This window comes from Planococcus sp. SSTMD024, from assembly GCF_041320495.1.
Classification (GTDB): domain Bacteria; phylum Bacillota; class Bacilli; order Bacillales_A; family Planococcaceae; genus Planococcus.
In genome coordinates, this window is sequence record NZ_JBGGNS010000012.1 from 12,604 (window position 1) to 39,079 (window position 26,476).

Annotated in this window: 25 protein-coding genes, 1 pseudogene and 2 riboswitches; of the genes and pseudogenes, 21 read left to right on the forward strand and 5 right to left on the reverse strand. The window is 50.6% G+C overall.

Going from position 1 to position 26,476, the window contains the following annotated elements:
- The first annotated feature begins 13 nt into the window (after window positions 1-13).
- From fumC to AB9R92_RS02570, 3 genes are all read left to right on the forward strand, one after another.
- Window positions 14-1,396 carry a class II fumarate hydratase gene (gene fumC, locus AB9R92_RS02560; protein ID WP_370667965.1) on the forward strand — a complete coding sequence of 461 codons (1,383 nt, stop codon included), beginning with the start codon at window positions 14-16 and terminating at the stop codon, window positions 1,394-1,396.
- Between the two features lie 256 nt (window positions 1,397-1,652).
- A complete protein-coding gene (locus AB9R92_RS02565) occupies window positions 1,653-2,315 on the forward strand; it encodes a Dph6-related ATP pyrophosphatase (RefSeq protein ID WP_370667966.1) in 663 nt (220 codons plus the stop codon).
- Between the two features lie 6 nt (window positions 2,316-2,321).
- Window positions 2,322-3,317: a GNAT family N-acetyltransferase gene (locus AB9R92_RS02570; protein WP_370667967.1), complete on the forward strand. Its 996-nt coding sequence runs from the start codon at window positions 2,322-2,324 to the stop codon at window positions 3,315-3,317.
- A gap of 41 nt (window positions 3,318-3,358) precedes the next feature.
- On the opposite strand, the pseudogene mciZ reads toward AB9R92_RS02570, so the two are convergent.
- Window positions 3,359-3,442: pseudogene (gene mciZ / locus AB9R92_RS17090) on the reverse strand (Z-ring formation inhibitor MciZ); the annotation flags it as partial.
- 65 nt (window positions 3,443-3,507) lie between these two features.
- On the opposite strand from mciZ, the gene AB9R92_RS02575 reads away from it, so the two are divergent.
- From AB9R92_RS02575 to AB9R92_RS02585, 3 genes are all read left to right on the forward strand, one after another.
- The gene (locus AB9R92_RS02575; protein ID WP_370667968.1) at window positions 3,508-5,085 is read left to right on the forward strand and encodes a BCCT family transporter; all 1,578 of its coding nucleotides are present in this window, start codon (window positions 3,508-3,510) and stop codon (window positions 5,083-5,085) included.
- A gap of 210 nt (window positions 5,086-5,295) precedes the next feature.
- Window positions 5,296-5,715 (forward strand): universal stress protein, encoded by a 420-nt coding sequence (locus AB9R92_RS02580; protein ID WP_370667969.1) that lies wholly within the window; start codon window positions 5,296-5,298, stop codon window positions 5,713-5,715.
- 57 nt (window positions 5,716-5,772) lie between these two features.
- Window positions 5,773-7,038 (forward strand): MFS transporter, encoded by a 1,266-nt coding sequence (locus AB9R92_RS02585; protein WP_370667970.1) that lies wholly within the window; start codon window positions 5,773-5,775, stop codon window positions 7,036-7,038.
- 141 nt (window positions 7,039-7,179) lie between these two features.
- Here the strand turns inward: AB9R92_RS02585 and AB9R92_RS02590 are convergent, their stop codons facing one another.
- A complete protein-coding gene (locus AB9R92_RS02590; protein WP_370667971.1) occupies window positions 7,180-7,722 on the reverse strand; it encodes a recombinase family protein in 543 nt (180 codons plus the stop codon).
- Window positions 7,723-7,900: 178 nt separating this feature from the next.
- Here AB9R92_RS02590 and AB9R92_RS02595 point away from each other — a divergent pair, with 178 nt between their 5' ends.
- The 4 genes from AB9R92_RS02595 to AB9R92_RS02610 all read left to right on the forward strand — a co-directional run bounded on the left by AB9R92_RS02595 (window position 7,901) and on the right by AB9R92_RS02610 (window position 14,694).
- Window positions 7,901-9,361 carry a SulP family inorganic anion transporter gene (locus AB9R92_RS02595; RefSeq protein ID WP_370667972.1) on the forward strand — a complete coding sequence of 487 codons (1,461 nt, stop codon included), beginning with the start codon at window positions 7,901-7,903 and terminating at the stop codon, window positions 9,359-9,361.
- A gap of 184 nt (window positions 9,362-9,545) precedes the next feature.
- Window positions 9,546-12,710: a glycoside hydrolase family 2 protein gene (locus AB9R92_RS02600; RefSeq protein WP_370667973.1), complete on the forward strand. Its 3,165-nt coding sequence runs from the start codon at window positions 9,546-9,548 to the stop codon at window positions 12,708-12,710.
- Window positions 12,711-13,041: 331 nt separating this feature from the next.
- Window positions 13,042-13,998, forward strand: a complete 957-nt coding sequence (locus AB9R92_RS02605) for a siderophore ABC transporter substrate-binding protein (protein ID WP_370667974.1) — start codon at window positions 13,042-13,044, stop codon at window positions 13,996-13,998.
- A gap of 57 nt (window positions 13,999-14,055) precedes the next feature.
- Window positions 14,056-14,694, forward strand: coding sequence for an O-methyltransferase (locus AB9R92_RS02610; protein ID WP_370667975.1), 639 nt, complete (start codon window positions 14,056-14,058; stop codon window positions 14,692-14,694).
- A gap of 54 nt (window positions 14,695-14,748) precedes the next feature.
- Here the strand turns inward: AB9R92_RS02610 and AB9R92_RS02615 are convergent, their stop codons facing one another.
- Window positions 14,749-15,492, reverse strand: coding sequence for an alpha/beta hydrolase (locus tag AB9R92_RS02615; protein ID WP_370667976.1), 744 nt, complete (start codon window positions 15,490-15,492; stop codon window positions 14,749-14,751).
- A gap of 122 nt (window positions 15,493-15,614) precedes the next feature.
- On the opposite strand from AB9R92_RS02615, the gene AB9R92_RS02620 reads away from it, so the two are divergent.
- The 11 genes from AB9R92_RS02620 to AB9R92_RS02670 all read left to right on the forward strand — a co-directional run bounded on the left by AB9R92_RS02620 (window position 15,615) and on the right by AB9R92_RS02670 (window position 24,650).
- Window positions 15,615-16,013, forward strand: coding sequence for a PaaI family thioesterase (locus tag AB9R92_RS02620; RefSeq protein WP_370667977.1), 399 nt, complete (start codon window positions 15,615-15,617; stop codon window positions 16,011-16,013).
- Between the two features lie 145 nt (window positions 16,014-16,158).
- A complete protein-coding gene (locus tag AB9R92_RS02625) occupies window positions 16,159-16,638 on the forward strand; it encodes a MarR family winged helix-turn-helix transcriptional regulator (protein ID WP_370667978.1) in 480 nt (159 codons plus the stop codon).
- Complete coding sequence (locus AB9R92_RS02630; RefSeq protein WP_370667979.1) at window positions 16,635-17,618, forward strand: ring-cleaving dioxygenase; 984 nt, start codon at window positions 16,635-16,637, stop codon at window positions 17,616-17,618. The genes AB9R92_RS02625 and AB9R92_RS02630 overlap by 4 nt, the downstream gene beginning before the upstream one ends.
- 150 nt (window positions 17,619-17,768) lie before the next feature.
- Window positions 17,769-18,068, forward strand: coding sequence for a TIGR04104 family putative zinc finger protein (locus AB9R92_RS02635; protein ID WP_370667980.1), 300 nt, complete (start codon window positions 17,769-17,771; stop codon window positions 18,066-18,068).
- Between the two features lie 113 nt (window positions 18,069-18,181).
- Window positions 18,182-18,312, forward strand: a riboswitch (FMN riboswitch).
- Window positions 18,313-18,417: 105 nt separating this feature from the next.
- Window positions 18,418-18,548, forward strand: a riboswitch (FMN riboswitch).
- 99 nt (window positions 18,549-18,647) lie between these two features.
- The gene (gene ribD / locus AB9R92_RS02640; protein WP_370667981.1) at window positions 18,648-19,730 is read left to right on the forward strand and encodes a bifunctional diaminohydroxyphosphoribosylaminopyrimidine deaminase/5-amino-6-(5-phosphoribosylamino)uracil reductase RibD; all 1,083 of its coding nucleotides are present in this window, start codon (window positions 18,648-18,650) and stop codon (window positions 19,728-19,730) included.
- A 5-nt stretch (window positions 19,731-19,735) separates the two neighbouring features.
- Window positions 19,736-20,371, forward strand: a complete 636-nt coding sequence (gene ribE / locus AB9R92_RS02645; RefSeq protein WP_370667982.1) for a riboflavin synthase — start codon at window positions 19,736-19,738, stop codon at window positions 20,369-20,371.
- A 13-nt stretch (window positions 20,372-20,384) separates the two neighbouring features.
- Window positions 20,385-21,575 (forward strand): bifunctional 3,4-dihydroxy-2-butanone-4-phosphate synthase/GTP cyclohydrolase II, encoded by a 1,191-nt coding sequence (locus AB9R92_RS02650; RefSeq protein ID WP_370667983.1) that lies wholly within the window; start codon window positions 20,385-20,387, stop codon window positions 21,573-21,575.
- A gap of 12 nt (window positions 21,576-21,587) precedes the next feature.
- Entirely contained in the window at window positions 21,588-22,055 is a 468-nt protein-coding gene (gene ribH / locus AB9R92_RS02655) for a 6,7-dimethyl-8-ribityllumazine synthase (RefSeq protein WP_058381884.1), read from the forward strand.
- A gap of 337 nt (window positions 22,056-22,392) precedes the next feature.
- Window positions 22,393-22,578 carry a hypothetical protein gene (locus tag AB9R92_RS02660; protein WP_370667984.1) on the forward strand — a complete coding sequence of 62 codons (186 nt, stop codon included), beginning with the start codon at window positions 22,393-22,395 and terminating at the stop codon, window positions 22,576-22,578.
- Window positions 22,579-22,628: 50 nt separating this feature from the next.
- A complete protein-coding gene (locus AB9R92_RS02665) occupies window positions 22,629-22,907 on the forward strand; it encodes a DUF4212 domain-containing protein (protein ID WP_370667985.1) in 279 nt (92 codons plus the stop codon).
- A 63-nt stretch (window positions 22,908-22,970) separates the two neighbouring features.
- Complete coding sequence (locus AB9R92_RS02670; protein ID WP_370667986.1) at window positions 22,971-24,650, forward strand: sodium:solute symporter family protein; 1,680 nt, start codon at window positions 22,971-22,973, stop codon at window positions 24,648-24,650.
- Between the two features lie 61 nt (window positions 24,651-24,711).
- On the opposite strand, the gene AB9R92_RS02675 is transcribed toward AB9R92_RS02670, so the two are convergent.
- A complete protein-coding gene (locus AB9R92_RS02675) occupies window positions 24,712-25,758 on the reverse strand; it encodes a glycosyltransferase (RefSeq protein ID WP_370667987.1) in 1,047 nt (348 codons plus the stop codon).
- Window positions 25,759-25,917: 159 nt separating this feature from the next.
- Window positions 25,918-26,475, reverse strand: a complete 558-nt coding sequence (locus AB9R92_RS02680) for a M15 family metallopeptidase (RefSeq protein ID WP_370667988.1) — start codon at window positions 26,473-26,475, stop codon at window positions 25,918-25,920.
- Window position 26,476 lies beyond the last annotated feature (1 nt).

Sequence of the window (26,476 nt, forward strand, 5' to 3'; positions counted from 1 at the left end):
TGGAGTGAATGGAATGCAGTATCGTACAGAAAAAGACACGATCGGTGAAATTCAAGTTGAAGCTGACAAAATGTGGGGCGCGCAAACACAGCGCAGCGTCCAAAACTTTGCCATCGGCACAGAACGTATGCCCCATGAAGTGGTCATGGCATTCGCTCAATTGAAGAAAGCGACAGCCAAAGCGAACCATAAGCTCGGCAAGATGTCCGATGCGAAAATGCGCGCAATCGAAGCGGCTGCGAACGAAGTGATCGAAGGCAAATGGAACGACCATTTTCCCCTCGTCGTTTGGCAGACAGGAAGCGGTACGCAGTCCAATATGAACATGAACGAAGTATTGGCGCGCCGCGGCAACGAAATCTTGGCGGAACAAGGCTCGGATGAGAAGCTTCACCCGAACGATGACGTCAATATGTCCCAAAGCTCGAACGATACATACCCGACGGCGATGCACGTGGCCGGCGTTTTGGCGGTTACGGAGCAATTGATTCCAGCGGTCCAGAAATTGAAAGCGACGTTGGATGAAAAAGCGAAGAAGTTCGATGATGTCATCAAAATCGGCCGTACGCACTTGCAGGATGCGACACCACTTACGCTCGGCCAGGAAATCAGCGGCTGGCGCCATATGCTTGAGAAAAGCGAGCGCATGATCAAAGAAAGCGTCGAGCATATGCGTGAACTCGCAATCGGCGGGACAGCGGTCGGCACGGGCATCAACGCAGACCCGAAATTCGGCGGCTATGTTGCGGAATTCATCGCAGAAGCAGTCGGTACGGAATTCACTTCGGCTGAAAACAAATTCCATGCACTGACAAGCCACGATGAAATGGTCTACGTGCACGGTGCGGTCAAAGCATTGGCGGCGGATGCAATGAAAATCGCCAACGACGTCCGCTGGCTTGCAAGCGGCCCGCGCAGCGGCATCGGCGAAATCACGATTCCGGCAAATGAGCCAGGCAGCTCGATCATGCCTGGGAAAGTCAACCCGACGCAAAGCGAAGCCTTGACGATGGTGTCGGCTCAAGTCATGGGCAACGACGCGGCGATCGGATTTGCGGCAAGCCAAGGGAACTTTGAGTTGAATGTCTTCAAACCTGTCATTGCCTATAACTTCCTGCAATCGGTTCGCCTGTTGACGGATTCACTGATTTCCTTCAACGATAACTGTGCAATCGGCATCGAAGCGAATTTGGACGTCATCGAAAACCACGTGAAGAATTCCTTGATGCTTGTCACTTCGCTCAATCCGCATATCGGTTACGAAAAAGCGGCAGCGATTGCCAAGCAAGCACATAACGAAGGCACGACGCTGAAAGAATCAGCAGTCAAGAGCGGCCATTTAACGGCGGAGCAATTCGACGAATGGGTGCGCCCGGAGAATATGGTAGGAAAATAATGCGAACAGCCGGGAAACTCCCGGCTGTTTTTTTGTGGAACAAGGAGTTTTGCGGCAGGAAATAGAAGTAGAGGGAACGAGAGTGATGAAATCGCTCCAGGCGGACGCTTTCCGCGGGCATGGCTTGAGCCTCCTCGGTCGCTATGCTCCCTGTGGGGTCTCAAGACTCATGCTATTCCCGCAGGAGTCGCCGCTTTCTACTCTTTCATCAAGACTATTAATAGCAAGACACAAGAAATTACAGAAGAGGTGCAGTATGCAGAAATCGTTTATTACATCATGGAGCGGAGGCAAGGACTCCGCCTTGGCATTTTACCGGGCAGTTCAGCAAGGGCATGTGCCAATCGCGTTGTTCACCATGTTTGAAGAGGACGGGGGGCGCTCGAAATCCCATGGGTTGAAAAAACAGATCTTGGAAGCGCAAGCGGAACGGATGGGCTTGCCTTTAGTGATTGGCCAAGCCGACTGGTCAGGATATGAAGAGGAATTCATCCGCCATCTGCAGAATTTCAAAGAACAAGGCATCGAATTGGGCGTGTACGGCGATATCGATCTGCAGGACCATCTCGACTGGGTTGAAAAAGTCAGTGAAAAGGCAGGGCTCGATGTCTTGCACCCACTATGGCAAGAAGCCCGCCGGTCACTGTTGGAAGAGCTGGTCGAAGAAGAGTTCAAAGCCGTCATTACGGTGGTGGACACTGCGCGTGTCGGGGAGGAGTTTCTGGGGCGCGTCTTCACCCATGAGCTGATTGAAGAGCTGGGGGCACTCGGCATAGATGCCTGTGGAGAGGAAGGGGAATTCCACACTACATTGGTGGACGGCCCGATTTTTGTTGAACCGCTGCCAGTGGAACTTGGAGATGTTGTGCGCAACGGCCAGTATGCGATGCTTGAAGTGAAACTTCAAACAGGGGAGTGATGGAATGTGATCCAGATCATCAGTGTAGAAGAAAAGCACATTCGCCAAATGTCTGCATTGCTTTCAAAACGCCAGGCAAGGGAGCGGAAGATTTTCCCGTATCTGCCGGATAAGTTCGAGGAAATCGACGAGGCGGAGATTGTCATCCGCAAATTGCTCGAACGCCCTTATGTCAGCGGAGTGGTCGCCGTCCGTGGCATTGATGTGATCGGATACCTTATTTATGAATTCAAGGAAGAAGCACACCGCGGCCGTTACGTGTGGATGGATTATGAATCGATTGCCATCAGCGAGCATGAACATCCGCGCCTGTTGCGCTTATTATATGCGGATGCCGGAGCGGAATGGGTCAAGCATGGTTATTTCCACCATGTGCTGATGGCGCCGCTCGGAGAAGAAATGGTGTTCGAACAATGGCTCGATCAAGGGTTTGCCTTCGAACAGAAATATGCGATCCTGTCTCTGGATGATTACGAACCGAAAAACGGCTCGCTGCCGAAACTCGAATTCCGGCGCGGCACGAAATCGGATGCGCCGCTCTTGAAGAAAATGGCGGTGTGGAACAGCATCCATCAAGCAGCCGCACCGTCATGGCATCCGATTACAAGAGAGACGATGGAAAACGTCCAGAAAAGCTATGTGGCACTGACGGAAGACCAAGAAGCATATTTATGGCTCGCCGACCAAGGTGAACAAGCTGCCGGCTTCCATGTGTATTTCCGCAAGGAAGAGCCTTTTAGTTTGGTGACGCCCGAAAATTGTGTGGAACTGCCGGCTGCTTCGACCAACCCGGATATGCGCGGCCGCGGCATCGGCCGCGCGCTCGCAAACCACTGCTTCAGTGAATTGAAGAAAGAGGGCTATGATTACATTTTTGCCGATTGGCATACCCCAAACCAAATGGCTTCCTATTTCTGGCCGCGGATGGGTTTCCAGCCGGTCATGGTCCGGATGTCGCGTCAGATTGACCCGCGCATTTCATGGGCGCACGGCCACGACTGACGAACAGGCAGCGCTTTACTTGCTCGTGGAAACTAGCTTCGTTATACTCGTAGGCGTGTTGGAAATAACGATATTTCCCAGGCCTTTCCTGAAAAAACTACATTTTTTTGTAGTTTTTTCTTTTTTTGTGGTTATAACGAGGAAATGACAGGGAAGGAAAGAAAGGGATTAAATAATTGAGGGGGATTCGATGAAAAAGAAAGGCTTGATCGATTACCGGATTTTTCTTCCGGCTTTGATCATCATCATCGCAATCAGCATTCCACTCGCGCTTTATGAAAGCCGGTCACTGGAATTGCTGAATGGGATTTTTACGACGATTGTTGAAGTATTCAGCTGGGGCTACCTATGGTACGGCATTATTCTGGTAGGGGCGGCACTGTATTTTTCTTATTCCAAATACGGAAACATCGTTCTCGGCGACCCGGCAGAAAAGCCGCGTTTGACTTTATTCGAGTATGCTTCCATTTTAATCGCCATGGGACTTGGGTCGACGATCATGCGCACAGGCATGCTGCAATGGACGTCTGCGGCGAACAATCCGCCTGCAGGAATGGAAGCAGGGTCGCCCGAATCGATTTTAATGGGCAACGCCTACAGTATGTTCTTATGGGGCTTTCAAGTATTCGCCATTTTCGTCATGATCGCCCCGGCGATGGCCTATACGCTGCACGTCAAGAAAAAGCCGATGATGCGCATGTCTGAAGCGGCTCGCCCGGTGTTTGGCGATAAATTGACGGATGGCTGGGCAGGGCGCCTGCTCGATATCCTGTTCTTGCTCAGCATCATGACAGGGGCTGCCGTCACGCTTGGCTTGGGCGCACCGATCATTACTTATAATATTTCCGCCTTGATGAACATTGACGTAACGTTCGGGTTGACGCTCGTCGTCACGATTGTCTGGGTAGCGCTGTTTTCCGTCAGTGCTTATCTCGGTGTGGAAAAAGGCATCAAGCGGCTCAGTACATTCAATATCTATTTAGCCGGTGCTTTTACGCTGTTTATTCTATTGGCGGGTCCTGGTGTCTTTATCCTGAATTATTTCTCCGACAGCGTTGCGTCGCTGTTCACGAATTACTTGAGCTTTTCGCTCAATACGGACTCAGTTTACCAAGGTGCGGCGTCGCATGTGCAAAGCAATACGGTGTTCTGGTTTGCTTATAGCGCGACATGGGCGATGCTGCATTCGGTCTTTGCGGCCCGCATTTCAAGAGGGCGCACCATCCGCGAGATGATCATGACCTATCTATTGGCGCCGACGCTGTTGTCGTGGATTGCGACAGGCGTCCTTGGCGGGCTCGGCGTCCACCGGTATTTGACGGGTGAACTGCCGATTTTGGATATGGTGAAAGAAGACCGGATGGCGGTCATTCCTGAAATTCTTTCAACCTTGCCGCTTGGCGGCTTGGCGATTGTGATTTTCATTATCGTCGCGCTCATCTTCCTGACGACCACACTCGACTCGACGACTTACACGATTGCTGCTTATACGAGTACGCTTGATATGAGCAAAAACGAACCGCCAAAAATTTTGCGCATCCTCGTTGCCGGCATCATCACCATCATCTCACTGGTGCTCATGAGAATCGGCGGCTTGGCACCGCTCGAAGTGGTGTCCGGCTTAATGGGCTTGCCGATCATTTTCATCACCTTCCTGATGATTTATTCGGCGAAGAAAATGATGGACCAGGACCGTGCGTGGCTCACGAATGTGCGGGACAAGGAAACACCGTTGAAACGGTCAAAACAGAAAACGAAAAGTGAATGACTAATTGAATAATTGAACAGACCCAGCTTTCATCATGCCATGGAAGCTGGGTCTTATTAATGCAAGTCCTGGAATAGGCCGAGGAAATTCTGGACAAATGCGATTTTAGCGTGGAAAATAAAGGTATCGCCGGCGACTTCACAGCGGGCCATATCCATGTTAACGCGCAAGCACGTCAAATGACCGACTCATTAAAGGGAGTGTTGAGAAGTGTATAAGAAAATCCTACTCGCGGTGGATGGTTCCGACCATTCACTCCGTGCAGCTAAAGAAGCCGTGAAACTAGCAAAAGGATCCGATGATTCACAGATCACCATCGTTTTTGTGGCTGATCACGACAACGCGAAAAACGAAGTGCTTCACAGCGGCAGTTCTGCGGAGCTGGATTTCCAGCGCCGCAAGAAATTGCAGCCTGTCGAAGAAGCAATCGCGACGGAGAACATCAAATACCGCGTGGAGATCCTTCACGGGACGCCGGGCCCGACAATTGTCGATTTCGCCAATAAAGAAGCGTTCGATATGCTCGTGATCGGCAGCCGCGGCTTGAACTCCTTGCAGGAGATGGTGCTCGGCAGCGTCAGCCACAAAGTGGTCAAGCGCGCGAACTGCCCGGTACTGATCGTAAAATAAGAAAAAGGGCTCCCGGGTGGAGCCCTTTTTGCTGTAGCAGGCAGAAGGGAGAACAAGGTGAAACAGACTGCGCCAATACATACGCCGTTTTATTATGGTTGGGTCATCGTCGCGATTTCGGCGTTGTCGTATTTCTTTTCGGGACCCGGCCAAACCTTTTCTAATGCCATTTTCATCGATTACTATATTGAAGAGTTCGGATGGAGCCGCTCGACGGTGTCAGGGGTTTATTCTGCGGCTACATTGCTCGCAGGTTTCCTGATCTTCATGGTCGGCAGGCTGTTCGATAGCCAGGGAACGCGCAAGATGGCGGTCATCATCTCCAGCTTGCTGGGACTTGCCTGTTTGTTTAACGGATTGATCGCCAACACCTTCATGCTGTTCATCGGCTTCTTTTTGATTCGCCTGCTCGGGCAAGGCTCGATGTCACTCACGCCGAAGTCGCTCGTGCCCCAATGGTTCATCGCTAAAAGGGGGTGCGCGCTCAGCCTCGCAGCACTCGGTGCGATGGTCGGCTCTGCCGTCTTTCCATTGCTCAATGTATGGTTGATCGAAACCTTCGATTGGCGCATTGCGTGGATGCTGCTCGGCGCGTCCGTGTTGGTTATTTTTACGCCGCTTGCGTTTTTGCTGATCCGCAACAAGCCGGAAGATATCGGCTTGCGTCCTGACGGGGAAGTGATTCCTGAAGGGGAAACCGCAGATAAGAGTTTGTCGGCAGATATTAGCTGGACCGTGAAAGAAGCGCAGAAAACCCGCGCCTTTTGGCTGCTGCTGTTTTGTGTCGCAACGCCAGCTTTGGTGAACACAGGCATCACGTTCCATTTGGTATCGATTTTTTCACAGCAATCGCTGACGCCTGAAGCAGCAGCGACCGTACTGAGCTTGATGGCGGTCGTCGGATTCCCGGTAACGTTTTTAGCCGGCTATTTGCTGGATAAAATCGAAGTGCGCTGGATGCTGGTCGCCTTGTTTGCCGGGGAGATCGTTTTCATTTTGCTGCTCCAGCAAGCGACGGTTCTGTCGTTAGCGATTCTTTTCGGCATCGTGTGGGGAGTCGTGTCCGGGATTGAGCGGGTCACGTTAAGCATTGTCTGGCCCAATTATTACGGCCGCCAGTATATCGGCAGCATCAGCGGCATCGCCATGGCGATCATGGTCATCGGTTCTGCCTTAGGACCCTTGCCGTTCGGCTTGTTTTACGATTTCCTTGGCGGCTACGATGAAGCATTAAGCTTCCTGCTCATCATCCCAGCGTTAGCGATTGTCGCATCCATCCTGGCAAAACCGCCCGTAAAAGAAGAATTGAAAACCGGAAAATAGAAAGCATTTATATTCACCTTGGCAGAGCGTTGAATAAATAATTTTTCTACGCTAGTGAAGCGTCCGGCTGGAGCGAAACGCAAAAAAAGCTGCTGAGGTTTCTCGACAGCCTATAAAAAAGAGCGCCTCGGCGCTCTTTTTTTAATTCTCCAAATAACGATACAAAGTGGATTTGCTGATGCCGGTCTGTTCTTTGATCTCGGCCAAGCTGTAGGATTTGCTTTTATACATCTCAATCGCTTTTTTAACATTGGCATCCGGCTTGCGCGGGCGCCCGGCGTGCATGCCTTTTTGCTTGGCTTCCGATAAGCCCGCTTTGGTCTTCGCGCTGATGGAATCGCTCTGGAATTCGGCGATGGATTTCGCGATTTCCAAAAATGAAAATGATTTTCCTTTCGCGGTGTCGATGTTTTCTTTAACGGCATGAAGGAAGGCCATTTTTTCTTCGAGCGCTTCAACCAGGTCCACCAATTGGCGGGTTGAATCTGCCAGGACATGGAGTTTCATTACGATGATGCGGTCTCCAGCACCGACAGCTTCCAGCATGCGCTCCAGCTCGGTCCGTTGTTTTGGGGAACTATGGGATTCTATATGGATCACGTCGCAGCCGAATTCTTCAAATAGGGCGCGTTGCTTTTGGCAGTCCAAATCTTCTTCAATGGCTCTTGCGTAACCGATTCGCACGTAAAAAACTCCTCACTGTACAAAGTGAATACATTATAACATATTAATTTTTTTGTAAAAATGGGCCCAAAAAGGTTCCATTAATGGAGCGTCGGTGCTAAACTATTTTCATTGTGAAAAAATAAGGTTTCTAGGATATGGAGAAACTTTTAAATAAAGAATAGAGGAGCACGAGCACGTGACACAAAGTCTTAAAACCCAATGGTTCGGGAATATCCGCGGTGATATATTGTCGGGGATTCTCGTCGCCATTGCACTCATTCCAGAAGCCATTGCCTTCTCCATCATTGCAGGAGTCGATCCGATGGTCGGCTTGTATGCTTCCTTCAGTATCGCGGTCATCATCGCTTTCGTCGGCGGGCGTCCCGGCATGATTTCTGCCGCTACCGGCGCGATGGCGCTGTTGATGGTGCCACTCGTCCGTGACCACGGGCTGGAGTATTTGCTCGCTGCCACGATTTTGACAGGGGTCATTCAGATCCTGTTCGGTGTCTTCAAGGTGGCAAGAGTCATGAAATTCATTCCGCGCGCTGTCATGATCGGCTTCGTCAACGCGCTGGCCATCTTGATCTTCATGGCGCAAGTGCCGCATTTCATCGGCATCAACAATATGACCTATCTATTCGTAGCGATCACGCTGGCCATCATCTATATCGTGCCGCGCTTTTTCAAAGCCATCCCGGCCCCGCTTATCGCGCTGGTCGTGTTGACGGCAGTGGCCATCTATTCCGGATTCGAACTGCGCACAGTAGGTGATCTCGGCACGATCAGTCAGACGCTCCCGAGCTTCCTTTTGCCGGATGTGCCATTCAACTTGGAAACATTGTCCATCATCTTCCCGTACTCACTTGCGCTGGCGATTGTCGGTTTGCTTGAATCGCTCCTGACGGCGAATATCGTCGATGACATGACCGATACAACGAGCGACAAGAACAAAGAAGCCAGAGGGCAAGGAATCGCCAACTTCGTCACCGGTTTCTTCGGTGGAATGGCGGGCTGTGCGATGATCGGTCAATCGGTCATCAACGTCAAATCGGGCGGCCGCGGCCGCTTGTCGGCGCTCGTTGCCGGTACGTTCCTGATGTTTTTGATCATCGTTCTCGGCAATGTCGTCGTGCAAATCCCGATGCCGGTGCTTGTCGGCATCATGATCATGGTATCGATCGGGACATTCGACTGGGCGTCGTTCACTTACTTGAAAAAAGCACCGAAAACCGATTCGATCGTTATGGTCGCGACTGTCGCCATCGTCGTCTATACGCACGATTTATCGATCGGTGTGCTGGCGGGTGTCTTGCTAAGCGCCATCTTCTTCGTCTCGAAAATTTCCAAGATCAAAGTGGAAAAGCGTTTGCTTGATGCGACGCAATATCGCGTCGAAGGCCAATTGTTCTTCGCTTCGGTTGAAGACTTCCTGGAGAAATTCGATTTCGATATCGAATGTGAAAAAGTGATTATCGATTTCACGGATGCCCATATTTGGGACGATTCCGGCGTCGGAGCCGTCGACAGGGTCGTGCTGAAATTCCGTGAAAATGCCAACGAAGTGGAAGTGACCGGCCTGGATGCCGGAAGCCAGAAACTGGTCGATCAATTGGCGATCTTCAAAAGCTCAAACGCAAAACTGCCCACCCATTGATGAAATTCTATAAAAGCCCGTCCTTTCAAAGAGGACGGGCTTTTTTTCGTTTGGACACACAAGAGGAATCAAATAATAAAAAAAGATGTAAAGTGTTCATCTTTTAGAAATATTTTCTATTTAAACAAAATTTTTATATTATATAATAACCGTAAATAGGTCTTAAAGGAAAAGAGGGATCATTTTGAAAAAGGCATTCATTGGGGCTGCAATCGCATTGCTATTATTGCTATCACCATTCATCATCTGGCTGGCTCAAGGAAGCGAGCCTTTGAACGTGGCGATTGTCGATAAAACCGTCCCATCGGAAAATTACCGCGAACATAAAGGGCTGACTTGGGTATTGAACCATAACCGTTATGTCAAAGACGACGAGTCAGGCTACCGCGCAGATGCGGATTATTTCGGCTTTATGCCGGATGAAGCCGAAAAGGATTATGAAATTCGCGGCGTCGAGGAACTCGGGTCGGACTATGATTTGATTTATTTGGCTGATGCCTACGGGGTATACGAAGACGATCTCCCTTGGCATGAGGCCAAAGGTGAACGCTCCGAGCTCATCTATGGCGGCTTGGAGATGGTTGAATGGCAGGCAATAAAGCAGCAAGTGATGGACGCAGGCAGCGATTTAATCGTTGAATTCAATACATTCGCTTCCCCGACAGATGCTGCTGTCAGTGCAGATATGGAGGAGTTTCTCGGCATCAAGTGGAGCGGCTGGAGCGGCCGCTATTTCCCTGATTTAGCGGCCGGAGCCGAAGTGCCGGAATGGATCATCCAGAACTATGAACAAGACGCCGAAGACTGGCAGTTCACGGGCGGAGGATTCGTGCTCGTCGAAGACGCCAGTGGCGAGATTGTCGTGTTGTCTGAAGAGCGGGGCGATATCGAAAGTGCCGGGCTGCACGTGAAATTCACGGAGCCTGGGCAAACGGCTTTCGGCCTTCAGGAAAGCCCGACATTCGATTATTGGTTTGATATTAACGAAGCGCAAGGACAGACCGAAGTGCTCGCCGAATACGAATGGTCTCTCGGCGAACAAGGGCAAGCAGCGCTTTCGGAGCGCGGGATTCCGGAGAGTTTTCCGGCCATCATGCACACGACTGTAAATGATGCGGGCGTCTATTATTTCGCTGGCGATTTTGTCGACATTGAGGATGTGCCCTCTTTCTATCAATACGGGGGGCTCGCTGAAATGAGAAATTGGATGTCATTTGGCGGCAAGGATAGTTTTTATTGGAAAACGTATGTGCCGATGATGGAAAAGATTCTTGCGGACAGTTCAGATAAAGAGCAGGAAACGCCGTCACAAGTGTCGTCGGCAGCTGAAAAAGACGGGATTTCCTATCCATCGCGTGTAAACGGCGAGCAGTTTGAAGTGTTCGAAGACGGCGGGTGGAAAGAATTCACCGTCAAAGGCGTCAATATGGGCATGGCAAAACCCGGCACATTCCCTGGCGAAGCAGCGATCACCCGCGAGGAATACGACCACTGGTTCGAAGCGATCGGGGAAATGAACGCCAATGCGATTCGCGTCTATACGCTCCATCCGCCTGCTTTTTATGAAGCATTGGCCCAGTACAATAAAAAAGCCGATACACCGCTCTATGTGTACCATGGCGTATGGATCGATGAGGGGCCGCTCGAAGAAACTTTGGATGCGTTCACGCCTGAAATTACGGAACGTTTCCAGCAGGAAATGAAAAAAGTGGCGGATGCGGTGCACGGCGATGCTAAAGTTGCTGAAGAGCCGGGGCATGCCTCCGGAACTTACACAGCGGACATCTCCGATTACGTCATCGGTTGGATGATCGGCATTGAATGGTACCCGTTTACAGTCGACGAGATGAACCGTAAATATCCGGATCTTGGCGAGTTTTCGGGCACATATATCGAAACCGAAGATGCCAATCCAATGGAGCACTGGATTGCGGAACAGCTGGACGTTTTAGCCGTCTATGAATATGAAACCTATGACAGCATGCGCCCGCTCAGCTTTACAAACTGGGTAACGACGGATAATCTCGATCAGCCGGCGGAGCCGAGCGAGCAGGAAGACTTGGCGACGGTCGACCCGAACCATATCCGTACGATAGGCGAATTGGCTGAAGCGGGCATGTTCGCTTCGTATCATGTCTATCCATATTATCCGGATTTCTTGAATTTGGAGGAAAAATACACGGAATTTATCGATCACCGCGGGGAGCGCAATAATTACGCGGGGTATTTACGTGATTTGAATAAATCGCACGATATGCCTTTGCTGATTGCGGAATTCGGTGTGCCGGCTTCAAGAGGCATGACCCATAAAAATCCATTCGGTTGGAACCAGGGCTTTATTTCCGAGAGCGAGCAAGGGGAAATTGCAAGCCGCCTGTATGAAGACATTCTCGAAGAAGGAATGCTTGGCGGTTTGGTGTTCACTTGGCAGGATGAATGGTTCAAACGCACGTGGAATACGATGGATTATGACAATCCGGATGAGCGCCCGTTCTGGTCCAACGCCCAAACGAACGAGCAACAATTCGGCTTGCTCAGTTTTGACCGCCATAAAGTGAAAGTCGATGGAGAAGACGATTGGCAGGATGGATCGCTGCTATATGAAAAAGAGCAAGGGGCCTTGCGTTCGCTGTCGATGAACTCCGATGAGCGCTATGTGTACGTTAAAGCGGAGTTCGATCCACAAGAGGAGTGGTGGAATGAAGACCGCTTGCGCTTGTTCTTCAGTGTGCGGGATGGTCAGGGAATCGAAGTAGCAGAGGACTTCCTTGCTGATTTCGAGCTTTCCATCGATGGAGAAAAAGCCGCGCTTAAAGTAGCCGGCGATTACGATACTTTCTATTATGATTACTACGAGCGGCTGAAGATGATTCCAGAAGAGCCGGATGCCGAAAACAACTTCCACCCGATGCGCCTGGCGTTGAATAAGGAATTCACGCGCCCGGATACAGGGGAAGTCTATCCTTTTGAGTATTACGAAACAGGGAAGCTGCGCTTTGGCATAGCCGATCCTGAAGACGATCAATACGATTCATTGAATGACTATTATTATTCAGAAGAGGACGGGATTTTGGAAATCCGCATTCCATGGATGTTGTTGAATGCGAAAGACCCGGCGAAAAAGGAATTCACGGGTGATTTGCAAAAAGGCGGCATCGCGGCGAGCATGACTGTGGAAGGCATAAAAGCTGCAGCGGTTCTTGAGAATCCGGACGGGAAAGAACTGGAATCGATGGGTCTGGGCAGCAGCAAGCTTTATTCTTGGGAGGCGTGGGAAATGCCTAAGACCGAGGAACGCTTGAAAGAATCCTATTACATCTTGCAAGAAACGTTCGAAAATATTGAGTGAAGAAAAGACCCATTATCGGGCTGCCCCAGAACCGTTAGGAACAACTAACGCTCTAAAGGCAGTTCATACTGGGTCTTTTTTTGTGAACAACTGAAGAAGGAGGATAGTTTCAGCTATCCCATTCGCAAAAAACAAATGAAAATAATTCTCATTTAGTTCTTGAAAGTGTTTTTTATTCTGCTATACTAATAAATGTGGTTAAGTGATAATGATTATCAGTATCATTTGATCAATGGAAGGAGCGGTTTTCAAGAGTCACCGAAGGAAGATTACATAATGCTATGCGGATGACCATCATCCAATAATTACAATAGAAGAGGAGACGGAAAAAATGAAGAAATGGTTAGCGGCAATTTTAGTAGTAATGATGTTTGCGGTTCTTGCAGCTTGCGGGGCAGAAGAAGAGGCGACAGACAGCCAAACGGCGGATGCGCAAACAACGGAAACGGAAACAATGACGGTGACGCATGAACTGGGCGAGACGGAAGTGACGAAAAACCCTGAGAAAGTCGTCGTGTTCGATTTCGGGATTCTGGATACACTCGATCAATTGGGCGTAGAATCTGTTGCAGGCGTTGCACAAGGGAATATTCCTACATACTTGGAGCAATACGAAGATACTGAGAAATACGAAAACATCGGTACATTGAAAGAAGCGGATTTTGAAGCGATCCACGCCATGGATCCGGACTTGATCATCATTTCCGGACGCCAAGCGGAAATGTATAACGAATTTAGCGACATTGCACCGACTATCCACTTAGGCGTGGACACGACGGACTATATGAACTCGTTCACGACGAATATGGAAACAGTCGGGGAGATTTTCGGCAAACAAGCGGAAGTGGAAGAAGAGCTTGCAGCCATCAACGAGCAAATCGAAGGCATTAAAGAGAAAACAGCGACTTCTGATGAAAAAGGCTTGATCGTTCTGGCCAATGAAGGAAAAGTCAGCGCATACGGAGCAGCTTCACGCTTTGGCATCATCCATGACGTATTCGGCGTGAAACAAGCGGACGAGGGCATCGAAGCTTCTACGCACGGCCAAAGCATCACGTATGAATACATCCTTGATACGAACCCGGACATGATGTTCGTTGTCGACCGCAATGCAGCAGTCGGCAATGACGCAAGCGCGAAAGATTCATTGGAAAATGAATTGGTCCAGAAAACGAACGCTTACCAAAACGATAAGATCATTTACTTGGACCCGGATTACTGGTACCTGTCCGGCGGCGGATTGCAGTCTGTCAGCGAAATGGTCAACGCCATCGAATCTGCATTTTAAGTATCAAAGCCCCGGCATCGCCGGGGCTTTTTCTCAATCACAAGGAGGGACAGGAGTATGGAGCAAATCAATTCTTATATCAATAAAGTGTTTGTCGAGCAAGATGAGGTGCTGGAAGGCGTGCTTGCCGCCATCAACGAGAAAGGCATGCGGCCGATTTCCGTATCGCCAGCATCCGGAAAACTGCTGACGATGCTCGTGGCGATGACGGAAGCGGAACATGTATTGGAAATCGGCGCGCTCGGCGGCTATAGCGGCATTTGCCTGGCGCGGGGCTTTGGCGCGCAAGGCCATTTGACTTCGCTGGAATTGGAACAGGATTATGCGGAACTGGCAAACGCCCATTTGGCAAAAGCGGGATTCGGCAGCCAAGTCGATTATCTGACGGGCCCTGCCTTAGACAGTTTGGCGCAGTTGAAAGACCAGGGGCGGACATTCGATTTCTTTTTCATCGATGCCGATAAAGAGAATTACGAAAACTATCTAGCCGCTTGCTTGGAACTGGCGGAAAATGGGGCATTGATTGTCGCCGATAATGCCCTGGCAGGGGGAAGTGTGGCAGATGCGGGCAATCAGCGCCAGCACACCGAAGTGATGAAAAAGTTCAATGAAACGGCTGCAAGGCACCCTCAATTGGAATCGATCCTGCTGCCGATCGGCGATGGATTGCTCGTCTCAAGAGTGAAAAAACAATAAAAGGACGGAAGGCGTGAGAGCCTTCCGTCCTTTATTGCATAAGGGAATATGGATTTATTCGTACGTGCGGAAAAAGGCGAGCGTGCCGTCGATGATCCGTTGCTCGTCGTGATCAAGCGTCGCCACATGGTAGCTGTCGGGCATTTCAATGAGGTCCTTCTCCTCGGATGAAATGTGGTCGAAAATGAATTTGGAATTAGCCGGCGGAACGACATGGTCTTCCGGCGAGACGAACAGCAGTGTCGGGCAATGGATAGCGGAAAGGTTTTTTTTGACCAAATCCATGAAAGACAAAATCTCCTTGACGGAAGCGACCGGCGTTTTTTCGTAAGCGAGTTCGGTGATTCCGGGTTTTTTGATATCGGATCCAATAGCGTCCAAAAAGCGCACATCCTGCAAGTCCCTCACTCCTTCCATGTCCGGGACTTCGACGGCAGCATTGATCAAGGAAATGGCGCGAACCTCGGGATGGTTTTCCGCCATATAAAGCGCGAGCGTGCCGCCCATCGACAAGCCTGCCACAAATATCTTGTCGCAGCGCTCCGATAGCCATGCGTAAGCCTCCTCCACAGAAGCAATCCAATCCTGATACGTGCTTGTTTCCATATCTTCATAATGCGTGCCATGCCCTTTAAGGCGCGGGGCATAGACGCTGTATCCTTCTTTTGCGAAAGCCTCGGCAAGCGGGCGCATGCTTTGGGTCGTGCCGGTAAATCCATGCGAGATAAGAATCCCTGTTTTCCCGCCTTCGGAAATGAATGGTTCTGCGCCGGGAAGTACATCGAAATCGTTCGTCATCCAAAAACCTCCTTTTAGGTAGTCCTTAAGTATTCGTTGCCATTTGGCAAAATCCTGCCCATTCAATTGCTTGAAAAAGGAATGCTATAATGACGGTAGAATAATCAACTGGGGGAGATCGCGTGCAAAAAGTACAGGAATATACGCAATTAATCGAGCAGTTCGAGAACGGCCCTTATTTCCAGCTGCTTGGTTTTGAAATTGACGGGGTAGAGTACGGCAAGGCATCCATGCGCTTGAAGAAAAAACCTGAAAACGACAATATGCAAAATATGCTGCATGGCGGCGCAATCATGTCGGGGATCGATATCGTCATGGGGCTTGCTTCGCGCTCGCTTGGGAGCGATGCGGTTTCGACGATTCAAATGGAAGTTCGCTTCATCAAAAGCCTGGCGAAGGGAACGGCCATTTTCCGCGCCGAACTGCTGCATCAGACGAACAGCACAGCGATCCTGACAGGGCGGGTTGTCAGCGATCAAGATGACTTATTGGCTTATAGCACAGGCACGTTCAAATTATAAATTTCAACAGCTCCTTTTCGCACATCGCGGAGAGGAGTTTTTGATTGGCTTTAAGTGGAAGCCATTCTCTTGACCCATCATCTGCAGCTTGTTATAATTACTTTTAATTAAAGATATTTTAATTCGAAATAAAGAGGTGAGATGAATGGAGTTCTCCAACCAGAACCTGAAAGCTGTGACGGTTTTGATTCGCGCTGCAGATGCTGTGCATGAGGCCATCAAACGCGACGTAGCGGGATACGGGTTGAATGCGACGGAATTCTCGGTGCTCGAATTGCTCTATCACCAAGGCCGGCAGCCGATACAGGCAATCGGCAAGCGAGTACTGATTGCGAGCAGCAGCATCACTTATGTTGTCGATAAGCTGGAGCAAAAAGGCTATGTCGAACGGGAGGCGTGCAAAGAAGACCGGCGCGTGACCTATGCGCTTTTGACGGACAGCGGCCAGGAATTGATGAAGCGAATCTTCCCCGAACATGAACGGCAGATGGATAAAGTGTTTGCCCGGCTTGAACAACAGGAAGTAATGGAATTGATCAAGAAGTTGAAGAAAGTCGGTTACGAAGCGCAAGACAGCAATAAAGCAGAAGATAAAATACTTAAGGACAAGGAGCGGTATGCATGAATGAATTGAAAGGGATCCACCACGTAACGGCGATCACGAGCAGCGCCGAGAAGAATTATGAATTTTTCACGTATGTATTGGGCATGAGGCTGGTTAAGAAGACGGTGAATCAAGATGATATCCAAACCTATCATCTGTTTTTCGCTGACGATAAAGGTTCGGCTGGGACGGATATGACTTTCTTCGATTTTCCGGGAATCCCGAAAGGCTCTCACGGCACGAACGAAATCTACAAAACGGCTTTCCGTGTACCGACGGACGAAGCGCTTAGCTATTGGGAAAAACGTTTTGACAAATACGAAGTTCAGCACAGTGCCATAACTGAGCAATTCGGTGTTAAAACTTTGTCGTTTTCCGACTTCGATGACCAGCAATATATGCTCGTATCGGATGAGAACAACAAAGGCGTCCAAGCCGGCACGCCGTGGCAGCAAGGACCGGTCCCGCTTGAATTTGCCATTACTGGCCTTGGCCCGATCCACATCCGCATCGGCCAATTCGATTACTTGAAGGAAGTATTGGAAAAAGCGATGCATATGCGCGAGATCGCTGGCGAAGGCTCGCTGCATTTATTCGAGATGGGCGAAGGCGGCAACGGTGCGCAAGTGATCGTCGAGCATAATGCAGAGTTGCCGTCGGGCCAGCAAGGCTTCGGCACGGTGCATCACGCCGCGTTCCGTGTGGCGGACCGCGAAGCATTGAATGAATGGATCGCCCACATGCAAAAAATCGGCTTCTCGACTTCCGGCTATGTCGACCGTTTCTTCTTCGAATCATTGTATGCACGTGTCGCACCGGGTTTATTGTTCGAATGGGCAACGGATGGCCCGGGCTTCATGGGCGACGAGCCATATGAAACACTGGGGGAGAAACTTTCTTTACCGCCGTTCTTGGAGCCGAAGCGCGAACAGATCGAAAGCATGGTGCGCCCGATCGACACGATGCGCAGCACGAAGACTATCGACAAAGAATACCTATAAGGAAAATTTGGCACTGCTCACAACGGGCAGTGCTTTTTATATCGAAACTAAGAGGAAATATCCAAAAAGCTGAAATAATGGGACGATTTTGGGAACTTATCCCACTTATGTACGTAAGTATAGGTAGTACAAGGAAAGGGGAGAACGGCGATGCCGAAATGCCAAAATTGTGGAGCGATATGGACATGGGGGCAGACCGTCTGCCGCTTGTTCACACTCGGGGATAGCTTAACTTGCCCGGCCTGCCGGCAAGAACAATACATTTCCACGGAGTCGAGGAAAAAGACCAGCTTGTTTGTCTTTGCCGCCCCGCTCATCATGTTTGTTTCGGTCGCTTTCGGCATCGACCCGTTTGCTTCCCTCGCCTTATTCCTGGCTTCCTTTTTAATGATTATGGGCATCTACCCATTCTTTATCAAATTGACAGACGAGCGTGGGCCGATGTGGTGACTGGCCGAAATCCGAGTCGGTTTCTGGGGATTCGGTTGGCTGCGCGCAACAAATGAAGATTCTTTTCTGGACAGCCCCTGCAGCTTGCGCTAAACTTACAGATAATCATCTATAGCGTTCTTCGGGGTCGGGTGAAATTCCCAATCGACGGTAACGGAGCAATCCGAAGCCCGTGAGCCTTTCGGGGCAGGATTTGGTGCAAGTCCAAAGCCGACAGTTAAAGTCTGGATGGGAGAAGAACCGTCAAGCAGCCTACTAGCAATCGCTTAGGTTTCTTTGATATGCATTTTCAAGGCCCCTTCTTTTATGGAAGGGGCTTTTTTGCATACTGTGGATGATTAACTGAATAGTATTCCTTCGGGGTCGGGTGAAATTCCCAATCGACGGTAACGGAGCAATCCGAAGCCCGTGAGCCTTTCGGGGCAGGATTTGGTGCAAGTCCAAAGCCGACAGTTAAAGTCTGGATGGGAGAAGGAAGAACACGGAAATTATAGAGTTTTCTATAGTTCTATTTCCTATTGTCTTCTAACCCATTGGCGAATCCATGGGTTTTTATTTTGTTCTGAAAGGTGTGATCAAGTGGACGATCAGCAAATCATGAAGCACGCACTGGAGTTGGCGCGATCAGCTGCCGGGCAGACTTCCCCCAATCCGCTTGTGGGGTCGGTGATCGTCAAAGATGGCCGCATCATCGGCATGGGCGCGCATCTGAAAGCGGGACAGGCGCATGCAGAAATCCATGCGCTGAATATGGCAGGCAGTGAAGCGCAAGGCGCAGAGTTGTATGTGACGCTGGAGCCTTGCAGCCATCACGGCCGGACGGGTCCTTGCGCAGACGCCATCATCCAAGCCGGCATTCGGCGTGTCGTCGTTGCTGTACTGGACCCGAATCCGCTCGTTTCAGGCCGAGGCATCCAAAAGCTTGAAAACGCCGGGGTGATAGTAGAGACTGGCGTCTGCGAGCAGGAAGCTGCGGAGCTGAACCGGATGTTCTTTACTTTTATCCGCAAAAATCGGCCGTTCGTCACATTGAAGCACGCCATCACGCTAGACGGCAAAATCGCTGTGTACGGCGGCCGTTCGGAAAAAATCACCGGGCCTGAAGTGCAGCGCGATGTCCACGAACTGCGCTTGCTGCACGATGCCATTTTAGTCGGCGCACAGACGGTCGCACTCGACAACCCCCGCTTGACCAATCGGTTTGCCGGCTCCCCGAAGCAGCCGATCCGTGTCGTTTTGGATCGCCATCTGCGCATCCCGATAGAAAGCCACATAGTTCAAGTACCTGATGCCCCTACTTGGATTATCGTCGGGTCACAAGCCGATATCGACAGCCGCGGAACATTTCCGGGACATGTCCGCATTCTTCAACTGGACACGCCGGATGTGGAAATCACTGCCGCGCTGAAATTGCTTGCCGAGCACAAGGTGTTATCTGTCCTTGTGGAAGGCGGCCAAAAAATCAATACCGCTTTCTTGAAAAGCGGGCAAGTAGATGAAATTGCGACGTATATCGCACCGATCATCCTCGGGGGCGAAGGAACCGTTTCCGTATTCGGCGACCTGCAAACCAGTTCTGCCTCAAACGGCATTCGCTTGGAAACGCAGAAAGTGGAACGCCTCGGAACGGATCTGAAGATCATCTCCACCTTAAAGGAGTGACATAAATGTTTACAGGGATTATTGAAGAAACCGGACAACTCGCCGGCATCAAGCGCGGCGCGTCCAGCATGGAAATGACAATACGCGCAAATGTCGTTTTAGAAGAAACAAAAATCGGCGACAGCATTTCAGTCGAAGGGGTGTGCTTGACAGTGACGTCGTTGTCAAGCGGCCGTTTCACAGTGGATGTCATGCCGGAAACCTTCCACGGTACGACTCTTTCTTCGCTGGGCACATCCAGTGCGGTCAACTTGGAGCGTGCCATGGCGGCGAACGGCCGTTTCGGCGGGCATCTTGTCGCGGGCCATATCGACGGGGTCGGCAAGATCTTGCGCAAGCGTCCTCAGGAAAACGCTCTGTATATCGATATAGCGGCGCCTCCTGAATTGCTTGCGCAGTCAATCGTGAAAGGTTCTGTGGCGATCGACGGCGTCAGCTTAACAATTTTTGAACTCAGCGAAAATCATTTGACCGTTTCGCTCATCCCGCACACGGCGGGGGAAACGACTTTGGGCAGCAAAAAAGTAGGCGATTCGGTCAATCTGGAAACCGATATGTTCGGAAAGTACGTGCAGCGTTTTATGGAGCATGCGCCAAAACAACCGATGAACGCCGATTATTTGCGGCGCCACGGATTTTAAAGGAGCAAAACCGATGCTAAATACAATCGAAGAAGCAGTAAAGGATTTGCAGGCAGGAAAAGTCATTATTCTGGTAGATGACGAATCACGGGAGAACGAAGGCGATTTTGTGTGCCTTGCAGAACATGCGACGCCTGAAAACATTAATTTCATGGCTACGCACGGCAGGGGGCTCATCTGCACGCCGGTTTCGCCGGATATTGCCTTGCGCCTGAAACTCGACCAAATGGTCAGCCATAATACCGACCACCACGAAACGGCATTCACCGTCAGCATCGACCATAAAGACGCCAAGACGGGCATCAGCGCATTTGAACGGTCGGATACCATCTTGCAGATGCTCGATACGAAAGCTGTACCGCAGGACTTCAAGCGGCCGGGGCACGTCTTCCCGCTTGTCGCAAAATCAGGCGGTGTTTTCCAGCGACAGGGCCATACGGAAGCGTCAGTCGATTTGGCGCGTCTTAGCGGCAGCGAACCGGCAGCGGTCATTTGCGAAATCATGAATGTTGACGGCACAATGTCGCGCATGCCGGACTTGGAAAAGCTGGCGGATGAATTCGACTTGAAAATCATCACGATCGAAGATCTCTATGCGTATCGCGCTGAGAAAGATCCGCTCATCAAGCGCGAATCGAGTGTCCACATGCCGACCGATTTTGGCGAGTTCCGCATGGTCGGCTATTCCAACCGCCTGGATACAGAAGAGCATGTTGCCATCGTCAAAGGCAATCCGGAATCGGTGGAAGCGCCGATCGTGCGCATCCATTCAGAATGCCTGACCGGCGATATTTTCCACTCGCGCCGCTGCGATTGCGGGGCGCAGCTTACGAAATCGCTCGAATTGATCGAACAGGCAGGCGCGGGCATCGTCCTTTATATGAGGCAGGAAGGGCGCGGCATCGGCTTGTTGAACAAACTGAAAGCGTATGAATTGCAGGAACAGGGCTTGGATACCGTTGAAGCCAACGAACAATTGGGCTTCCCGGCGGAAATGCGCGATTATACTTTATGCGCCTTGATGTTGAAAGATTTGGGTGTGTCGCATGTCAGGCTTTTGACGAACAACCCGGCCAAGACAGACGCGCTGATTGAATACGGCATTGAAGTGGAAGAACGGCTTGCGCTGGTTATCCCGCCGACTGAAGACAACACGCAATACATGGAAACAAAAAAACAACGAATGCATCATCTAATCGACTAAGGAGTGTTCACAATGGAAACAGTTTACGAAGCAAATTTGATCGGATCGGATTTAAAAATAGCAATCGTTACAGGCAGATTCAATGACTTCATCACGTCCCGCCTGTTGGACGGCGCAGTGGATGGCTTGGTGCGCCATGGCGTAAATAAGGAAAACATCGACACTGCTTGGGTGCCGGGGGCATTCGAATTGCCGCTGGTCGCGAAGAAAATGGCAGAAACGAAAAAATACGACGCGGTCATCGCACTTGGCACCGTCATTCGCGGTTCTACGACGCATTACGATTACGTCTGCAGCGAAGCGGCGAAAGGCATCGCGCAAGCCGGCATGTCGACAGGCGTTCCGGTCATTTTCGGCGTGTTGACGACGGAAACGATTGAACAGGCGATTGAACGCGCTGGCACAAAAGCCGGCAATAAAGGCTACGAAGCGGCGGTCTCCGCGGTTGAAATGGGCAATTTGATGAAAGCATTCGATTGATCGAAAAGAGCTGAAATACGATTTCTTAACTTTCTCGAAAAGCTGAATAAAATGAGCCCGCATTCTTGTATGAATGCAGGCTCATTTTTTTGTGGTATTTCTCTTGATACCACAACCTGTTGCTGGAATTTCAGCCCATATTACATTGACTTCAAAAGATATTTTATTTAAATGTTATTATAATAATGCATTGACAATTAACAGAAGTTTTAGAATAATGAAAAAAGAAACTATCTATTATCCTTAAAATGGAAAGGGAGGGGGAGAGGCGAATCATCATCAGTGATAGGCCGTCCGTAGGCATAGTTGTTAGCGTTTTCAAAAAAGGAGTGAGTCGATGATCTGGGTTCTTACATTGAGCCTTATCACCATCGTGTCCGTAGTCGCGGGCTTGAAAAGACGGAAGGTCGCCTATTTTTTCCTTCCATTTGCATCACTTTTTGCATTCATGCTCGTCAAAGTCATCATGGTGCCACTTCCCTTCCTGGATACGGTCCGTTTCATTTTCCAGTTGAGGGGGTGAACTTCGCAATAGAGGAATTTGGCTTCTAAACCGGCAAAGGGGTGGGTAATTTGAGGAAGATCGATAAAAAGCAAGCAGATGCGTATTTCCGGACTCGTACTACATTAGTCACCATCTATTTATTGATCGGGTTTTCGGCATCTTTCGGGGTCGTCATGTTCGCAGAGGAATTGTCGGGCTTCAGCGTCAATGGGATGCCTTTCCATTACTTCATGGGAGCGCAAGGAGCGGTGTTGACCTTCATCATCCTGCTGTTCGTTAATGCAATCGTCAACGACCGGATCGACAAGAAATTCGGCTTGGACCAGGACCTGCAAGACAAGGAATAGCGCAAGCTTTCCAAGTGTCTGAGAGCGATGATAAAAATGCGTAATTGACAAGGGGGAGAAGCAGTGGATTCACAATTTCTCGTATCACTTGTATTGATCCTGGCGACCTTCGGTTTGTATATCGGCATCGCCGTTTACAATATGGCCAGGCAAACATCAGACTTTTATGTAGCCGGGCGCAATGTTCCCGCCGTGTTCAACGGAATGGCGATCGGCGCCGACTGGATGAGTGCCGCGTCGTTCATCGGGATGGCCGGGACGGTCATGTTGCTCGGTTATGACGGCCTTGCCTATATCATGGGCTGGACAGGCGGTTATTTGCTTTTGACGTTCCTATTGGCGCCGCAGCTACGGAAATCCGGGCGCTACACGGTGCCGGAGTTTATCGGCGACCGCTATAGCAGCAGCACCGCCCGCTTGATTGCGGCAGTTGCGACCATCATCATCAGTTTTACATATTCGATCGGCCAGCTCTCGGGGTCCGGCGTCGTAATCGGGCGGCTTTTGGAAGTTCCGACAGCGGTCGGCACGATCATCGGTGTCGTCTTGATCGCTTTCTACTCGGCACTTGGCGGGATGAAAGGGATTACATGGACACAGGTAGCGCAATACCTCGTGTTGATTATCGCTTACTTGATTCCCGTCATTTTCATGTCCCTTCAATTGACGAGCAACCCGATTCCGTGGCTGTCATACGGGCAGATTGTCGGGGAACTGCAGCAGCTCGATCAACAGCTGGGGGTTTCTGAATACGTCGTGCCGTTTACGGAAGCGACCAAATGGCAATTTCTTGCACTTATGTTTACCTTAATGGCCGGGACAGCCGGCTTGCCTCACGTCATCGTGCGGTTCTATACGGTTTCTACGATGAAAGCCGCCCGTTGGAGCGGGGCGTGGGCGCTTTTGTTCATCGGCTTGCTTTACTTGTCGGCACCGGCTTATGCCGCATTTTCACGTTTCATCTTGATGACCCAAGTGGCCGGCTCTTCAATTGCTGATCTACCGGCTTGGACGGCTTCATGGGTGAATACCGGCTCATTGTCGGTTGCTGATACTAACGGCGACGGCATCCTGCAATGGGAAGAAATCGTCATCAGCAACGATATTGTAGTCATGGCGACACCTGAAATCGCCAATCTCGGCGTCTTTGTCATCGGTTTGATGGCCGCCGGCGCAATGGCTGCGGCACTTTCGACAGCGGGCGGGTTGATGATCGCCATTTCTGCCGCTTTATCGCAGGATATCTATTATCGCTCGATCAACCCGAAAGCCACAGAAAGCCAGCGACTGCTGGTCGGCCGTTCGTCGATCATCATCGCGACCGTCGCAGCCGGCATCGTGGCGCTGAATCCGCCGGGCGCGATCACGCAAATTGTCGCATGGGCATTTGCGCTCGCATCCGGAACATTCTTCCCTGCGCTGATTCTCGGTGTATGGTGGAGACGGGCGAACGGCCCTGGGGTCATTGCCGGCATGCTGGTCGGTTTGACGGTGACACTGACGTATATTTTTGCTGCTAAATTCGGGGGCTTTACGATCCTCGGCATCATCGATACAGGAGCGGGGGTATTCGGGGCCACGGCCGCGATACTGACGATTATTATCGTTTCGTTGGCGACGAAGCCGCCGTCCAAAGAAACACAGGAAGAGGTTCTGGACTTGCGTTATCCAGAAGGCATGACCTATAAAGACGGTGAAGTCTGGCGCACCGATCCGGTCAAAACCAAACGTCCGGAACATTGAAGAAAGAGCGGAAGCATGTGCTTCCGCTCTTTTTCTATGTTTATCATGAATATGCCATCCTTCACTCTTTCCGGAAAACCCAAGCGCGCTGGGCTACGAAGCCGAAGATGAACAGCACCGTATCGACCATCACTTTCAAAATGACTTCCCCGCGCCCGAGCCATTCCGCGTACAAGAAGTGAACCGATGCGGCGGAAGCGCCCATGATGAAGGCGGCCAAAATATAGTAGCGCAGCAAGGATTGCCTGGAGCCTTGCTTAAAGACTTTGTTGCGGTTGATATAATAATTGAACAGGGAAGACAGGATGCGGGCCGCGACCGTTGCGATAATGATGAACGCTTCTGGCGACTCGTCGCGCAGCAGTTGGACAAACAACCAGAATAAGGCGATATCAAGCCCGAAAGAGGCAGCGCCCGATATTCCGTAGAATAAAAAGATTTTGTAGATATGGTAAGAGTCGCGGAGCGGGTGGAAATGGGAGGATTTATTGTCATCCAAGTAAACCGTTTCAATTGTCACTTCTACCACCGGGATATAATTCTTTTTCAGAGCCGCGAGCATATTCATTTCGTATTCAAAGCGTTCGCCCAATACATCGAGAAGCCTCGGCAGGAATTTCACGGGAATGCCGCGCAGGCCGGTTTGCGTATCGGTCAGGTCAGCGCCGGTCGACAGCCGGAACAAGAGCCGTGTGAACCGGTTGCCGAAGCGGCTGCGGAAAGGGATGCCCGGTTTTGTGAAATCCCGGGCGCCGAGTACGACGTGGTTCGGCGAAGCGTCCAACTCATCGGCGATTTTGACCATATCCGACACCAAATGCTGCCCATCCGCATCGGCTGTAATGATGGCTTCAATCGGTAATTGGTGATTGAGGATGTAATGGAACACGGTTTTCAACGCGCGCCCTTTTCCTTGATTGACCGCATGGTGTAGTAAAGTCACTTGAGGCAGCTTTTCGAGCTCGTCAAAAAAGCCTTCATAGGCGGGACCGCTGCCGTCATTCACGACGATGATCCGCGAAAAACCGGCTGAAATCGCTTGTTCGATTGTAAGTTTGCACGGCTCTTCCGGTTTGTAAGCCGGAATGACGATGGCGAATTGTTCCACAGGCAACCTCTTTCCATTTCTGGCACCCAGAAATAAGATACTGGCGTATGATTCTATCTCTATATAATGATACTACCCCAATTCCGGTTCTTTAGTCGTGCTCGTTGGGAATTCTCTGGCGGTTTTTAATAGGAAGTAAATTCCAGTCTTATCTGCAGCTCAATCTGCAACTACGTCTTCGGGGCGGTAGCCCTCTTGCAACTGGCGAATCGATAAGCCAAAATCCATTTGAAGGTGGGGGTAATCCTTGAAGCGCACCCAGTCACCGCCCCATTCGAAGCCGAGCTCTTTGGCGATGTCCGCCACTTCAAACCAATCGGGACGGCCATTTCCGTTGTCGTCCCGCTGGATATCCCAAACGACGGATCCATCCGGCAGGCGCAGCGCGAAATCGATGGCCAGGCCGTAATTATGATAGGACTCTCCGCCTTCAGCATAGGTGACGACGCTCCCACCGCGCGTACGCCCTTGCGCATGGATCTCATTTTGTTCTTCGACGGAGCGGAAGCCGTCGGTGATGAGGATGTCGATGCCAATCTCATCAGCCCGTGCAATCAACTGGTCGCGTTTGGACTCGACGATGGGATGGAGCCCGCTTGGGAGCGGCCGTTCAGCGCGTTCTTTGCGCTCTTCGATTTCCCGTTCGATCCAAATAAATAAAAATGCACCTAGGATAAAAAGGAACAGCAAGGAAAAGACGGTGCGGAATGTTTTCAAA